Raw genomic sequence first — 15,850 nt, 5'->3', positions numbered from 1 at the left:
TTTCTATTCAATTTCTTCTATATAACTCTGTAAATCCGTAATTCTATGCAGCAGACAATTACTGAATGTTTGCTGCGATCAGACTTCCCATCTCTTCTGTACCAATCTGAGTCTTTCCGTCCGACATAATATCAATCGTACGATATCCGTCTTTTAATACTTTTGAAACAGCTGCTTCGATCGAATCTGCTTCTTTGTCCAGATCAAAGCTGAAACGGAGCATCATTGCTGCTGAAAGGATGGTTGCGATCGGATTCGCGATTCCTTTTCCTGCAATATCCGGTGCAGATCCACCACTTGGTTCATACAAGCCGAATTTTGTCTCATTTAAGCTGGCACTTGCAAGCATTCCGATCGATCCTGTCACCATACTTGCTTCATCTGAAAGAATGTCTCCGAACATGTTCTCTGTAAGGATAACGTCAAACTGTTTCGGATCTTTTACAAGCTGCATTGCACAGTTGTCTACCAACATATTTTCAACTGTTACTTCCGGATAATCCTTTGAAACTTCTTCTACTACTTTTCTCCACAATCTGGAAGAATCCAGTACATTCGCTTTATCTACACTTGTGACTTTCTTACGGCGTTTCATTGCAATATCAAATCCGCGTTTTGCAATTCGTCTAATCTCTTCTTCATTATATGTAAGAGAATCCTGTGCTGTCATTACACCATTTACTTCTTCTGTCTTTCTCTCTCCAAAGTACAGACCGCCGGTCAGCTCTCTCATGATCATCATGTCAAATCCGCCTTCTGTAATCTCTTCTTTCAGCGGGCATGCACCTTTCAGTTCATCATAAAGCACTGCAGGTCTTAAGTTTGCGAAAAGATTCAGCGCTTTTCTGATCTTTAAAAGTCCTGCTTCCGGTCTCTTGGATGGCTCTAACTTGTACCATGGAGATGTCTTTGCATCTCCTCCGATGGAACCCATCAGAACTGCATCACATGCTTTTGCCTCGGCGATCGTCTCATCTGTAAGCGGTACTCCGTGAACATCAATGGATGCTCCCCCCATGAGTAACTGTGTATAATCACAGGTATGTCCATATACTTCTGCAACTTTATTCAGAACTTTCATTGCCTCCGTTACAATCTCCGGGCCAATTCCGTCTCCCTTAATCACACCAATTTTAAGATTCATAGTTCTTCTTCCTTCCTTCGGTAAAAATCTATAAAAATAATATTATCGTATTTTTATGCATGTTTCAAGACTTTAATTGGCTAAATTGACAAATTGCTACATTTTACATACTAAAAAAGACTTTTTATCATATTTCTTGTACACTTTGTTGATTTCTATCCACTCGATACATTCTTGCAATCTCTTTGATAACCGGAAGCTTTTTACAATTGCATGATACAGAGAACTTGCCACTGGCAACTTTTCTTGCATACTTTGGTATAACAAAAAAATTACGGAACACATATTTCTATGTGCTCCGTAATTTTTATTGCCATGCATTCGTAAAGAGCTGCCAGTGGCAGGTCCTGTAGATACCAAAGTATACAACTGCCAGCGGCAGATTCTATGCATGATATTTCGCTGTTTCAAGAATCCGGTTCGCATTTTCCACACGCTCTTTCGATGGCGGATCAATGCCTTCCAGCTGATACGGGATTCCCAGTTCTTTCCATTTATATACACCAAGTGTATGATATGGAAGAACCTCAACTTTCTCTACGTTATCAAGTGTTTCTATAAAGTCATGAAGTCTGTGCAGATACTCGTCTTTATCGCTTCTTTCCGGAACCAGGACGTGACGGATCCAGACTGGTTTTCCGGTATCAGAAAGATACCTTGCCATATCAAGAATATTCTTATTCGTCTGTCCGGTAAGGATCTTATGCTGTTCGTCATCAATATGCTTGATATCTAGCATCACAAGATCTGTCACCTTCATAAGTTCCTGGAATTTACTGAAGAATGGCTCTTCTCTTGTAAATGGATTCCCGCAGGTATCCAGTGTCGTGTTGATTCCTCTTTCTTTGGCTTTCTGGAACAACTCCAGCAGAAAATCGATCTGCAGAAGCGGTTCGCCTCCACTGACGGTAATACCGCCCTTACTTCCCCAGTAAGTGCGGTATTTCCAGGCTTTATCAATCAGTTCATCTGCTGTGTAGAGAGTCCCTGAATTCATGTTCCATGTGTCCGGGTTATGACAGAACTGGCAGCGCATTGCACAGCCGGTCGTAAATATCAGATACCGGACACCTGGACCGTCAACGGAGCCGAAACTTTCCAAAGAATGAATATATCCTTGGGTCATAGTTTTGCTCCTTTTCTTATTTATTACATGTAATTCGCCATGTACTCCGCCATGCGCAGCTCGATTCCGCTTTGCTTCATCTCGCTGACGGCTGTCGCCGTATATCGTCTGATCCAGATATCATAATTCAAGCAAGCTTGATTATAACATCTGTCTCATCTGATGCATAGCTCATAGCTTTTACATATGATCGTGGCAAGTTCTTGCGATAACGTCTAACTGCTGTTCGCGAGTCAGGTCGATGAACTTAACTGCGTATCCAGATACACGGATTGTGAAGTTAGCGTATTCTGGTTTCTCTGGGTGTTCCATAGCGTCAACCAGTTTGTCTGTACCAAATACGTTAACGTTCAGGTGATGTGCTCCCTGATCGAAGTATCCGTCCATTACACGTGCAAGATTTTCTTTACGCTCGTCATCTGTGTGTCCAAGTGCACTTGGGCTGATTGTCTGAGTATTAGAAATACCATCCAGAGCCAGCTCGTATGGCAGCTTAGCAACAGAGTTAAGAGATGCAAGAAGTCCGCTCTTTTCTGCACCGTAAGATGGGTTAGCACCTGGTGAAAGTGGTTCTCCTGCTTTTCTTCCATCTGGAAGAGATCCTGTAGCCTTACCATATACTACGTTAGAAGTAATTGTAAGGATTGATGTTGTAGGTACAGAATTTCTGTATGTGTGGCACTTGTTCAGTTTGTGCATGAATGTTTTCAGAAGCCAGATAGCCATGTCATCTGCACGGTCATCATCGTTACCGTATCTTGGGAAGTCTCCTTCGATCTCAAAATCTTTTGTGATTCCGTCTTCGTCACGAATAGCTTTAACCTTAGCGTATTTGATAGCGCAAAGTGAATCTACTACGTGAGAGAATCCAGCGATACCTGTTGCGAATGAACGCTTAACATCTGTGTCGATCAGTGACATCTGAGCTGCTTCATAGTAGTATTTGTCATGCATATAGTGGATCATGTTCAGTGTATCAACATACAGTTTGCTTAACCATTCCATCATAGCATCGTATTTTTCCATTACTTCATCGAAGTCAAGGTACTCAGATGTGATTGGTCTGTAAGCAGGTCCAACCTGAACTTTGTTCTTTTCATCAACACCACCGTTGATAGCGTATAACAGACACTTAGCAAGGTTTGCACGAGCTCCGAAGAACTGCATCTCTTTACCTGTCTCTGTAGCAGATACGCAGCAGCAGATTGAATAGTCATCGCCCCATACCGGACGCATAACATCATCGTTCTCATACTGGATTGAGCTTGTTTCTACCGAAATCAGAGCTGCGAACTTCTTGAAGTTCTCTGGCAGTCTTGAAGAGTAAAGTACTGTAAGGTTTGGTTCTGGTGAAGGTCCCATGTTCTTCAGTGTGTGAAGGAAACGATAGTCGTTCTTTGTTACCATAGAACGTCCGTCCTGTCCAAGTCCACCAACTTCCAGTGTTGCCCATGTAGGGTCTCCTGAGAACAGTTCGTTGTATGATGGGATTCTTGCGAACTTAACCATACGGAATTTCATTACCATGTGGTCGATTAATTCCTGAGCTTCTTTTTCTGTGATCTTTCCAGCTTTTAAGTCTCTTTCAATATAGATATCAAGGAATGTAGAGATACGTCCAACACTCATTGCAGCTCCGTTCTGAGTCTTGATTGCTGCAAGATATCCGAAGTACAGCCACTGTACTGCTTCGTGAGCATCTTTAGCCGGCTGTGAAATGTCATAGCCATATACAGCTGCCATTTCTTTCATTTCTTTCAGAGCTTTGATCTGATCTGCAAGCTCTTCACGAAGACGGAAGTCTGTTCCCTTCATTCCGTGTCTTGCATAACGCTCAAAGTCATACTGTTTTTTCTCGATCAGGAAGTCGATACCATAAAGAGCTACACGACGGTAGTCACCAACGATACGTCCTCTTCCGTATGTATCCGGAAGACCTGTGATGATCTTGTTGTGTCTTGCTTTCTTCATTTCAGGTGTGTAAATATCAAATACTCCCTGGTTGTGTGTTTTATGATATTTTGTAAAGATCTTATGAAGTTCTTCGCTTGGCTGATAACCGTAAGTTGTACAAGCCTGCTCAGCCATCTTAATTCCACCGTATGGCATAAAAGCTCTCTTCAGAGGTTTGTCTGTCTGAAGACCAACAACCTTCTCAAGATCCTTTGTCTCTTCACTGATGTATCCTGGGCCATATGCTGTAAGACCAGATACTACTTCAGTTTCCATATCAAGAACGCCGCCCTTTGCACGCTCTTCTTTCTGAAGTTCCTGAAGCTTACCCCATAATGTATCGGTTGCTTCTGTTGGTCCTTCCAGGAAGGATTCGTCTCCTTCATATGGTGTATAGTTCTCCTGGATAAAGCTGCGAACGTCAACTGAGTTCACCCATTCTTTTCCTTTAAAACCAGCCCACTGCTCAAAATGTGCCATCTTTTTGTTCCCCTTTCCTATCTTTCATTTTCTTGTGCGCCGTCAGTATACCATTTCGTGAAGAAAATATCAAGGCTTATTCTGATAATCGTTTTCAAAATCGCCCTTGTATGCAATTTTGTGCAATTTGTGTATATTTATACGAACAATATCGCTTTATTTCGCATTTTTCCAGGCACAATTTTACCTTTTGGGCACTAAAAGATGTGGAGGAACTGACGTTGGCATTCTGATCCCTCTTACATATTTTTGTATAAAAAAGAAGAACCTGCACATTATACAGATTCTCCATTCTTTTGCATTTTATTCTGCAGATGCTTTTTCAACCTGTGCGATTGCTGCTTTCTGCATTGGAATACGGCAGTTCTTGTTGCTTCCGAATTCTACGATTACATCTTCATCACTGATATCGATCAGTACACCGTAAAATCCGCCTGTTGTCAGTACTGTATCTCCGACTTCCATCTCGTTGATCATTGCCTGAACTCTCTTCTGTTCTTTCTTCTGAGGTCTCATGAAGATCATGTAGAATCCTCCGAAAATAACTGCATATACAACAATTAAAATAACCCAGCTTGTACCGCTGGAGCTCTGTGCTGCTAATGAAAACATCTCTTTTCCTCCTACTCATCTTTAAACACTATTGCTATCATACACAAAAACCTCACATTCAGCAAGGTTTTTTATGCTTTTTTCATTATTTTATTCATTCTTGCCCGTTACAGCGGCAATTTTTCTCTCTTTATACTCTTTATAACAGTCATGATCGATTGCATCACGGATCTCTTCCATCATTGTATTATAGAAATACAGATTATGAAGCACACACAGACGCATTCCCAGCATTTCTTTTGCTTTTAACAGATGTCTGATATATGCTCTTGAATAATTGCGGCATGCCGGACACTGGCATCCTTCTTCAATCGGTCTGTCATCCAGCTCAAATTTGGCATTGAACAGATTAAGTTTTCCATGATTCGTGTACACATGTCCATGTCTTCCATTTCTGCTTGGGTACACACAGTCAAAGAAATCTACGCCTCTGTCAACTGCTTCCAGAATATTCACCGGAGTTCCGACTCCCATCAGATAAGTCGGTTTATGATCTGGAAGATGGGGAACAACTGCATCCAGGATCCGGTACATCTCTTCATGCGATTCACCGACTGCCAGTCCGCCAACCGCATATCCATCCAGATCCAGTTTTGAAATCTCATCCGCATGTTTGATACGGATATCTTCATATACTCCGCCCTGATTGATTCCAAAAAGCATCTGATGCTTATTAATTGTATCCGGAAGCGAATTCAGGCGTTCCATTTCTTTTTTACATCGTACAAGCCATCTGGTCGTACGCGCCACAGATTTTTCTATATATTCCCTGTCAGCTACACTCGACGGGCACTCATCAAATGCCATCGCTATCGTAGATGCCAGATTCGACTGAATCCGCATACTCTCTTCCGGCCCCATAAATATTTTATGTCCGTCAATATGGGAATTGAAATACACTCCCTCTTCTTTGATTCTGCGCAGTCCCGCAAGTGAAAACACCTGAAATCCGCCCGAATCGGTAAGAATCGGCTTGTCCCAATTCATAAATTTGTGAAGTCCGCCCAATTTTTTTACCACTTCGTCTCCCGGACGCACATGTAAATGATAAGTATTTGATAATTCTACCTGCGTCTTTATCTCCTGCAAATCCGTAGTTGCCACAGCCCCTTTAATTGCAGCTGCCGTACCGACATTCATAAACACGGGGGTCTCGATGACCCCATGTACCGTATGCAGCCGTCCTCTTTTTGCAAGGCCGTCTTTTTTGATTAATTCATACATGATTATATTTCCTTTTTCTCTAATTATGTACTACCACCGGTGTTCCTGCCGAAATAAGTTCGAATAATTTTCCGGCCATCTCAGGCGGCATGTTTACACATCCATGTGATCCATTTGTCTGATACCTGCTGCCTCCAAATGTAGGCTGCCATGATGCATCATGGAAACCGACACCTCCGTTAAACGGCATCCAGTATTTTACAGGCGTCTCATACTCATAAGTACCATCTGCCTTTTTCGTTCCCTTAAGCGTCTGATCTTTTGCTTTATATGCAAGCGAATAGACACCGGTCGGAGTTGCATTTCCTTTATTTGGATTTCCCGTTACAACATCTGTCTCCAGAGCAATATGCCCATCTTTTACATAATACATATGCTGTGTTGTCAGATTAACCTCTGCGTAAGTATTTCCCACATCATTTCCATCATGACTTGCTGCACGGCTTGAATAATTGGGCTCTCTTGTTACTGTTTCCGCTTTTTGAATATTCGCGATCAGCGCATTGTACTCTGCTTCCTGATCAATCTTCCATCCGTAACTTCCACCCGAAACCGTAACGGTATTACCGCTTGCTGATGTAAATGTTCTTTCTTTTCCCTTTGTATCATACTTTGCTGCAAGTGACTGAACGTATTCTTTCACAGCACTTTCATCGAATGTCACATTCATATCATCGTCAACTTTAACCCACTTAGATATCATAGAAGAATCGACAACCTCTGTATTCGGTTTGAAATCATAGGTAACCGTTGCTCCAAGATATTTGTTCATTGCATCACAGGCTTCTGTTACCTTTTTGGAATCTGATGTGTAAGCCGGCTTTTCATAGCAGCCTGTTTTTAAAAGATCAAGCTTTTCATTTGCCCCGTTCACTGCGGTTATTACTGCCTTACGGAACTCTTCAGTCTTGATCGTTGTACCATCCGTCTCCGGTACAACCACAAATTTGTCCGTCTTGAATTCCGGATGTGCATTAACCGGTGCAATCTGATTCTCTTCTTTCATGCATTCCAGATTTGCAATCTGCGTTTTTAATGCGCTTTCATCATACTCTACCCCGATCTTTGCCTTCATATTGCGGCCTTTCCATAACGACTCGATCCACAGGAACGGATTCTGTCCTTTTATCAGTTTTTCTACCTGTTTTCCGGGTACATACTTTAATGATATGTCTTTTCCTTCAATTACTTCTGTTTTATTATCGGCTTCAAGTAATGTCAGTTTATAATCTGCAACTTCTTTCTCCAGATATTCCTCTACCTGTTTTACATTCTTATTCGAACAGTCTATTCCATTAATGACAGTCTTTGAAAAGAAATGTGTACTGTAAAATACTGCCGTACCCACATAACCAATTGCAATGACCGAAACGATCAGCGAAAGTACAATTGCTATCTTATTACGCAATTTCCAGTTTTTTCTTCTGTTTTTTCTTTGTTGTCTTCTTTCTTGTTTCATTACTTTCTGTGTTTCAGGTCTCTGATCCTCTTCATCAATTTCTGAAAATCCCTCATCCGCATACATTTCTTTCTCTAATATTTCTTCCATTTTATCTGTATGTTTTTCTCTAATGCTCATTAATTCTAACTCCTCTACAATGAAATTTACCTGCTTATAATAAAGTTCATGCTTTCTAATTATAATATGCATATATAGAAAAGTACAGATAAAATCCAAATTTTTTCACAAGATATTTTATAAATAATTTATGATTGCGGCTTCGATGCTTTTTTTATATAATATATTTTATATAATAACACAATCTTTTATGACCGAATACATACGAACTAAGGAGACACAGATATGGCAGGATCAACTTTTGGAACTTTATTCAGGATCACAACCTGGGGTGAATCCCATGGACCGGCTCTCGGAGTCGTCGTAGACGGATGTCCCGCCGGGATTCCTCTCACCACTGATTATATACAGGCATTTCTTGACCGCAGAAAACCTGGTCAAAGCAAATTCACTACTGCCCGCAGAGAATCGGATACAGTCGAGATTCTTTCCGGCGTTTTTGAAGGGTATACGACCGGAACACCTATTTCTCTCGTAGTCCGTAATAACGATCAGCGTTCTCATGATTACAGCAATATCAAAGACTGCTATCGTCCGGGGCATGCCGATTATACATTTGATAAAAAATACGGTTTACGCGACTATCGCGGCGGCGGACGTACTTCCGGAAGAGAAACTATTGGACGCGTTGCCGGCGGAGCTGTCGCTTCCCGCATTCTTGAATGTCTTGGAATAAAACTTACTACCTATACCAAAGCAATCGGTCCTGTATCCATTCCTTCCGATGCCTATGATTATTCTGTAATTAATGAAAACCGCCTTTATATGCCAAATTCGGAATACGCACAGCAGGCAGCTGCCTATTTGGAACAATGTATTTCTGATCAGGATTCGTCCGGCGGTCTGATTGAATGTATTATTGAAGGTATGCCCGCAGGTGTCGGGGAGCCCGTTTTTGACAAACTGGATGCTTCCCTCGCCAAAGCCGTTATGTCAATCGGGGCTGTCAAAGGTGTAGAAATCGGTGATGGATTCTCTGTTACATCTTCCAAAGGAAGTATCAACAATGATTCTTTCATCTCCGAAAACGGACAAGTTTTGAAGCAGACCAACCATAGTGGGGGGATTCTCGGCGGTATCAGCGATGGAAGTTCCATTATATTACGTGCAGCCATCAAACCGACACCTTCTATTTCCCAACCACAGAAAACAGTAAACACTGCCGGAGAAAACATCGAAATTGCTATTTCTGGACGACATGATCCGGTTATCGTTCCACGTGCGGTTGTTGTAGTGGAATCCATGGCTGCAATTACACTTACAGATCTTCTGATGCAGAATATGACTTCGCGTATTGAATATCTCAAAAATATTTATCTTTAATAGGTGACTGCTTCTTCCGAACGCATGTTGATACATAGAACTTGCCACCGGCAACTTCTCTTGCATACTTTGTTATACCAAAAAATGCAAAAGAAGCTGACGATGACAGGTTCTTTTGCATTTATACTTTATACATTATACATGGAAACATCCGCCACCGATAAACTCCCTTAAAAGTGAATTTGCCGGCACATTCTCGCTTCCGATCCCTACAAAATAATCCAGGAACTTTAACAAGCGTTTCGCTTCCAGATATTCCGGACACTCTCTTTCAATTCCAAAAAGCTGTGCTTCTACATATGGTTTCAATACTGCCAGTTCATAAATCAATGCAGAATTGAACATCACATCCGCTTCCTCCTGATATGGGAATATATTACACTCCTCACCTTTTCGTACAGACGGCCACATACGGATAGTTTCTTTTGCAGAAGTTCCTCTCGTTCTCGCATCTCGGACAATTCTGCGGATCAGACGCCCATCTGTTGTCGGAATCCGATTATGTTCATCAATATTCAGCTGCGTGAGTGCACTGATATATATTTTAAACTTGTTCTCATCCGGAAGATTTCTGGTTAATTCCGGATTCAGGCAATGAATTCCTTCTATTACAAGCACTTCATTTTCCTTTAACTTTTTCGGTCTGCCCTTATATTCTTTGTGTCCCGTGACAAAATTAAATTCTGGTATTACCACTTCTTTTCCATCGAGAAGTTCCTGAAGCTGACGATTAAACAGTTCTACATCTACCGCTCCCAGCCCCTCAAAGTCATAATTGCCATTCTCATCTTTCGGAGTCTCTTCACGTTCTTTAAAATAATTGTCCACTGCAATTGGATACGGGCACAGTCCATTCGCCCTGAGCTGTACAGACAAACGATGAGAAAACGTTGTCTTACTGGAGGAAGACGGCCCCGCGATCAGTACAAACCGAACATCCGAACGTACTCTGACCTGTTCCGCAATCTGCGCTATTTTTTCTTCCTGAAGCGCTTCCTGTACCAGTACCAGTTCATTCACATCACTTCTGGTAATTTTATCGTTCAAATCACCTACCGTTTCTATTCCCTGAGCATCTCCCCATTTCGTTGATTCCTGTAACACATGAAACAGCTGGTTCTGTGGTTCAAACGGAGGTACTTTTTCCGGCTCACCCTGGGTCGGCATCTGAATTACAAACCCTTCATCATACAAATATAATTTGAAATATTTTAAATATCCGGCACTCGGAACCATATATCCATAATAATAATCTTCAAATTCATTCATACTGTAAATATTCACACGTGATACCCTTCGATAATGAAACAATCGTTCTTTGTCATGCATCCCATGCTCTCCAAACATTGCAATCGCATCGTCTGTATGCACACTTTTTTTCTGAATCGGCAGATTCTTTTCTACCATTGTCCTCATCCGTCTCTCTACCTTATCCAGAAACTCTTGTGTGAGTTCTATATTGCCTTCTATCGTACAATAATACCCTTTACTTACAGAATAATGAATACGGACTTTATCGATATTCTTATGTTCTGCCACATCATATACCGCTTTTACGAGCATCAGGCTCATACTTCTGCGATACGCTTTATATCCAAGCGAATCTGCAGTCGTCACAAACTCAAGTTTACAGTCTTTTTTTAATGTTTTAAATAATTCCTGTAACCTTCCATCAACAAATACTAATACTATATCGTGCTCATATTCATGCTGATATTCTTTTGCAATATCCAGATATGTTGTTCCTTCCCGAAACTTTCTGTCACAGTCCCCTACCTGAACTGTATAAAAAACTTCATTCATACCTGCACCTCATTTCTTCTCTCCGGGTTATGTATGGAATCAGACGATCAGGAACGGATGACTGATCGGTGCCGCAACAATCTCAACCTCACTGAGATGTTTTTCAAGATACTGTCTCATATCTTCAATAAAGATATGTTCAATCCCATAATGTCCGCCATCGATGATTGCCAGTCCCTGGGCTACCGCATCAATTCCTTCATGATGTCCGATATCTCCTGTGATCAGAACATCCGCATTCTTATCCAGTGCCGCCTGAATCACACTTTTACCGGAACCCGGACAGATTGCTATTCTTTTTACTTTTTCTTCCAGATTACCGAATACCTTTACTGCCCCCAGATGAAATGCAGACTTCACATCTTCACAGCATTCTCTGAGAGTCATCGGTGTCTCAAGATCAGATACTCTTCCGATCCCTTCGGGTTCATCTTCTTTCCCAATATCCCCTTCTGCAGTTACTTCCAGAATTTCTGCATTCTTCATATTCATCTTATCCCCGGAAAGGTCTGCCATTCCCAGTACATCATAATTCGTATGCATAGCATAATAAGAAATATCGTTCTGTATCAGTTTTAAGATACGTTCTCCGACAAAATCCAGATTATGGATTCTCTTAATCGGTGAAAATATCATCGGATGATGTGTAATCAACATATCTGCTCCTGTCCTGACAGCTTCATCTATTACTTCATCTGTGGCATCTAATGCAATATAAATCCTTTTTACTTCCTTATCATCTCTTCCCACCAGAAGTCCTACATTGTCCCACGACAGCGCATAATTAAGCGGATATTCTTTCTCAATCTCATACATTACATCTTTACACAACATCTTACATACTCCCTTTCTTCTACTCGTAATACTTTAAAGCCTCTTGTGTCAGTATGATTTCCTGTTTCAGTTCTTCCATTCTCTCGGCAGCACTTGCACTGTTCTGATGTTTAAAAAGTTGTTGAAATACACTCTCTTTAATCTGCATCTCTCTGTCCAGATATTTTTTCAGGACAGGATGCTGTTCCAAAAGCAGACGTTTGCCATATGTATATTCACATATTGTATATTCTTCTTTTTTTCCGTGTATGACTTTCATCATTGGATAAAATTTTCCATCTTCCTCAACCATATTTTCCTCGGTAATCTGAAGATTATGTTCATTTAAAAATCTTCTCACCTTACCAATCTCAGATTGCGGCTGCAGGATCATTGTATCCAAAATTTCTACTACCGGATATCCTTCTGTCAGAATTTTAATCACCAGTCCTCCACCCATGCCTGCAGCGATCATTGTATCCACTTCTCCCGGAAGCACTTTTTCAAGTCCGTCCGAAAGTCTTGTCTCTATTTTCCCTTTCAGTCCATGTCCGACCACATGCATTCTGGCTCTCTCCAACGGGCCTCTGTTAATATCGAGTGCGATCACCTTTCCGGCTATATTGTGTTCTATAAGATAAATAGGAATATAACCATGATCTGTACCGATATCTGCAACAGAAGCGCCCTCTGTCACCAGATCTGCAACTGCCTGCAGTCTCTTTGATAGTTCCATAGGCGCCTCTTTTCTTAATCTAAATAATCTCTTAATTTTCTGCTGCGGCTCGGATGACGGAGCTTTCTGAGCGCTTTCGCCTCAATCTGACGGATACGTTCACGGGTAACGTCAAATTCTTTTCCAACTTCTTCCAGTGTGCGTGCACGTCCATCGTTCATACCGAATCTTAATCGCAATACCTTCTGTTCTCTTTCTGTCAGAGTATCCAGAACCTCGTCAAGCTGTTCTTTCAGAAGTGTCTGGGCTGCCGCTTCTGCCGGTACCGGTACATTATCATCCTGAATAAAATCTCCAAGATGACTGTCCTCTTCTTCACCGATCGGTGTTTCCAGAGAAACAGGTTCCTGAGAAATCTTAAGGATTTCTCTTACTCTTTCTACCGGCATATCAAGTTCAGCTGCAATCTCTTCCGGCGTAGGTTCACGCCCAAGTTCCTGCAGTAACTGTCTGGATACGCGGATCAGTTTATTAATTGTCTCAACCATATGAACCGGAATACGGATTGTCCTTGCCTGATCTGCGATTGCTCTTGTAATAGCCTGTCTGATCCACCACGTAGCATAAGTACTGAATTTAAATCCTTTATGATAATCAAACTTTTCTACTGCCTTAATCAGTCCCAGATTTCCCTCCTGGATCAGGTCAAGGAACAGCATGCCACGACCAACATATCGTTTTGCAATACTTACTACCAGACGCAAGTTTGCTTCTGCCAGTCTCTTCTTTGCCTCCTCGTCCCCATCTGCCATTCTTTTGGCCAGTTCAACTTCTTCTTCTGCCGACAAAAGCGGCACCTTTCCAATTTCCTTCAGATACATACGTACCGGATCTTCAATACTGATTCCATCTGGTACCGAAAGATCAATCTTCTCTACATCAATATCATCTTCGTCTGACATTACGATTTCATCCGGAATATCATCATCGTCATTACTGATTCTGAGCACATCAACGTTGTTTGCTTCCAGGTAATCAAATACCTTCTCCATCTGATCTGAATCCAGTTCCATATCAGAGAAGAAATCATTAATTTCCTGAATCTCCAGGATTCCCTTTTTCTTTTTTCCAAGTGATACAAGTTCTCTTAATTTTTCCTGGAATTTTACAATATTTTCGTCCATGTAATGTCCATCCTCTCATTGCTTGTTTATATTTTATCCTTAATTAATGGAAATATGCAGTGTCCGAAGATCCTGCATCTTTCTTTTTTCATTCATCAGGCGCTGCAATCCCTGAATATCTGTAGGATCCAGATTCTTTGTTGCTTCTTCAATGCTGTGTTCCTTGACTCTCAGAATTGTCTCCTGCAGTGCCTTTTCCTGCTCCTTCACCGTTGTCAGTTCTTTGATCTTCGTGTGGAACAGTCCTGCCACTTCCCGATGTTCCTCTTCATCTGTAAAATGATTCATAATCTGCGCCGGATTGGCTTCATGTTTTTCATACTGTTCATATAAAAGTTCTGCCACTTTTCTGAAAAGTCCTTCCGAAAAATCTTCCGGTGTAATATACTTTTCAATCTGGTGAAAAATCTCTTCACTTTCAATCAACCATGTAAGCAACACCTTCTGGGATACTAAAATTCCGTCTTCTTTTTTATTCTTCCTGTTATTTTGTATCTCCCTCGGTCTTTCTGCAGGCTTTGCAAGTCCTGTCTGTACCGCCATCTTACCGACCAGTTTTCGAAGCTCTTCAAATCCAACATGATAGACCTTTGCCACTGCTTCTATGTAATTATTACGTTCAATTTCTTCTTCAAACTGTGTAAGCCTTCTTGCCGTCTCCTTCATGAACTCCGTCTTTCCTTCCGGTGAATTCATATCATAGTCTTTCTCCAGGACTTCCAGACTGTACATGAATACATTTCTCGCACTTGCAATTCGCTCTTCAAATGCTTCTGCGCCCAGATTCTTAATAAATTCATCCGGGTCCTTATACGGTTCCATTCTTATGATCTTTGCTGTGATTCCGGCATCTCTCAGGATTGGCATCGCTCTTAATGCCGCCCTTGTACCGGCCCCGTCACTGTCATAAGTCAGATACACTTCCTGTACATACCTGTGAATCAGTGCAGCATGTCCCGGTGTCAGTGCTGTACCCAGTGATGCAACCGCATTGGTAAATCCTGCCTGATGCAATGATATCACGTCCATATAGCCCTCACACAAAAGGAAATATGGCTTTTTGGTACGCCTTGCCCGGTTCAGGCCATACAGATTCCGGCTTTTATCAAAGATCATTGTCTCCGGGGAGTTCAGGTATTTTGGCTTTGCATCGCCCATAACACGGCCGCCGAATCCGATCACCCGGCTGTTGACATCCATGATCGGAAACATCACACGATTCCAGAACTTGTCATACACCCCGTTCTTTTCATCAATGCTGATCAATCCCGCCTTGGCAATCATATCATCTTTATACCCTTTGGACTTCAGATACCGATACAGGTCATCGCTGTACTTATTCGAATAACCCAGACCGAACGCCTTAATGGTCTCATCACTAAGCTTACGCTTTTTAAAATATTCCAGTCCGACCGCACCCCGGCTGCTCTTAAGCTGTATATAATAATACTGTGCTGCAGCTTTGTTGATCTCCAGAAGTATCGCTCTGGTATCCGCACGTTCTTTTGCTTCTCTGGAATACTCTTCCTCCGGAAGTTCCACTCCTGCCCGGTCTGCCAGATATTTCAACGCTTCAACAAATGTATAATTCTCATACTCCATCAGAAATGTAAATACATTTCCTCCTGCCCCGCATCCAAAGCAATAATACATCTGCTTCTGTCTGCTGACAGAAAAAGAAGGAGACTTTTCATTATGAAACGGGCACAGGCCAAAATATGAGCTTCCTTTTTTCTGCAGTTTTACATAAGTAGATATCACATCTACGATATCATTTCTTGATCTTACTTCTTCAATAATCTCATCAGAATAATACATTTTGAATCTCCTCATTATTATTATTCGACAAAACTTTTTGCTTTCCTTTAATTTTTTTCTTTTTTTATTGACTTTTTCGTGTATAATGATATATTGGGGTATTATGAATATAGAA

General features: G+C 41.5%; 12 protein-coding genes. 1 reads left to right on the top strand and 11 read right to left on the bottom strand.

Translation table 11 applies throughout. From position 1 onward, the window contains the following. Positions 1–58: 58 nt before the first annotated feature. The 6 genes from leuB to NQ508_RS06235 form a co-directional block, all read right to left on the bottom strand. Positions 59–1,144 carry a 3-isopropylmalate dehydrogenase gene (leuB, locus tag NQ508_RS06260; RefSeq protein ID WP_006426738.1) on the bottom strand — a complete coding sequence of 362 codons (1,086 nt, stop codon included), beginning with the start codon at positions 1,142–1,144 and terminating at the stop codon, positions 59–61. 385 nt (positions 1,145–1,529) lie between these two features. Further along, a complete protein-coding gene (gene pflA / locus NQ508_RS06255) occupies positions 1,530–2,270 on the bottom strand; it encodes a pyruvate formate-lyase-activating protein (protein WP_022416067.1) in 741 nt (246 codons plus the stop codon). A gap of 180 nt (positions 2,271–2,450) precedes the next feature. Further along, entirely contained in the window at positions 2,451–4,703 is a 2,253-nt protein-coding gene (gene pflB, locus NQ508_RS06250; RefSeq protein WP_006426742.1) for a formate C-acetyltransferase, read from the bottom strand. Positions 4,704–5,006: 303 nt separating this feature from the next. Then, positions 5,007–5,315 carry a preprotein translocase subunit YajC gene (gene yajC / locus NQ508_RS06245; RefSeq protein WP_006426743.1) on the bottom strand — a complete coding sequence of 103 codons (309 nt, stop codon included), beginning with the start codon at positions 5,313–5,315 and terminating at the stop codon, positions 5,007–5,009. Between the two features lie 90 nt (positions 5,316–5,405). Further along, positions 5,406–6,539 (bottom strand): tRNA guanosine(34) transglycosylase Tgt, encoded by a 1,134-nt coding sequence (gene tgt, locus NQ508_RS06240; RefSeq protein WP_006426744.1) that lies wholly within the window; start codon positions 6,537–6,539, stop codon positions 5,406–5,408. Between the two features lie 19 nt (positions 6,540–6,558). Beyond that, complete coding sequence (locus NQ508_RS06235) at positions 6,559–8,118, bottom strand: L,D-transpeptidase family protein (protein ID WP_155115955.1); 1,560 nt, start codon at positions 8,116–8,118, stop codon at positions 6,559–6,561. Positions 8,119–8,343: 225 nt separating this feature from the next. On the opposite strand from NQ508_RS06235, the gene aroC reads away from it, so the two are divergent. Next, positions 8,344–9,441 carry a chorismate synthase gene (gene aroC, locus NQ508_RS06230; protein WP_006426746.1) on the top strand — a complete coding sequence of 366 codons (1,098 nt, stop codon included), beginning with the start codon at positions 8,344–8,346 and terminating at the stop codon, positions 9,439–9,441. 135 nt (positions 9,442–9,576) lie between these two features. Here aroC and NQ508_RS06225 read toward each other — a convergent pair whose 3' ends face one another. From NQ508_RS06225 to dnaG, 5 genes are read right to left on the bottom strand one after another with little or no spacing between them, the layout of a single operon-like run. After that, on the bottom strand, positions 9,577–11,244 hold the full coding sequence (locus tag NQ508_RS06225; RefSeq protein WP_022416063.1) for a nucleoside kinase: 1,668 nt from the start codon (positions 11,242–11,244) through the stop codon (positions 9,577–9,579). Between the two features lie 39 nt (positions 11,245–11,283). Continuing rightward, on the bottom strand, positions 11,284–12,078 hold the full coding sequence (locus tag NQ508_RS06220) for a Nif3-like dinuclear metal center hexameric protein (RefSeq protein ID WP_006426749.1): 795 nt from the start codon (positions 12,076–12,078) through the stop codon (positions 11,284–11,286). A 19-nt stretch (positions 12,079–12,097) separates the two neighbouring features. Further along, the gene (locus NQ508_RS06215; RefSeq protein ID WP_006426750.1) at positions 12,098–12,793 is read right to left on the bottom strand and encodes a tRNA (adenine(22)-N(1))-methyltransferase; all 696 of its coding nucleotides are present in this window, start codon (positions 12,791–12,793) and stop codon (positions 12,098–12,100) included. Between the two features lie 14 nt (positions 12,794–12,807). Next, the gene (rpoD, locus tag NQ508_RS06210) at positions 12,808–13,917 is read right to left on the bottom strand and encodes an RNA polymerase sigma factor RpoD (protein ID WP_006426751.1); all 1,110 of its coding nucleotides are present in this window, start codon (positions 13,915–13,917) and stop codon (positions 12,808–12,810) included. A 39-nt stretch (positions 13,918–13,956) separates the two neighbouring features. Continuing rightward, a complete protein-coding gene (dnaG, locus tag NQ508_RS06205) occupies positions 13,957–15,735 on the bottom strand; it encodes a DNA primase (protein WP_044919619.1) in 1,779 nt (592 codons plus the stop codon). Positions 15,736–15,850 lie beyond the last annotated feature (115 nt).

It is taken from the genome of Dorea longicatena, from assembly GCF_025150085.1.
GTDB lineage: Bacteria > Bacillota > Clostridia > Lachnospirales > Lachnospiraceae > Dorea_A > Dorea_A longicatena.
The sequence above is the reverse complement of the archived record's forward strand: the minus strand, read 5'-3'. Positions and strand labels throughout refer to the sequence as shown.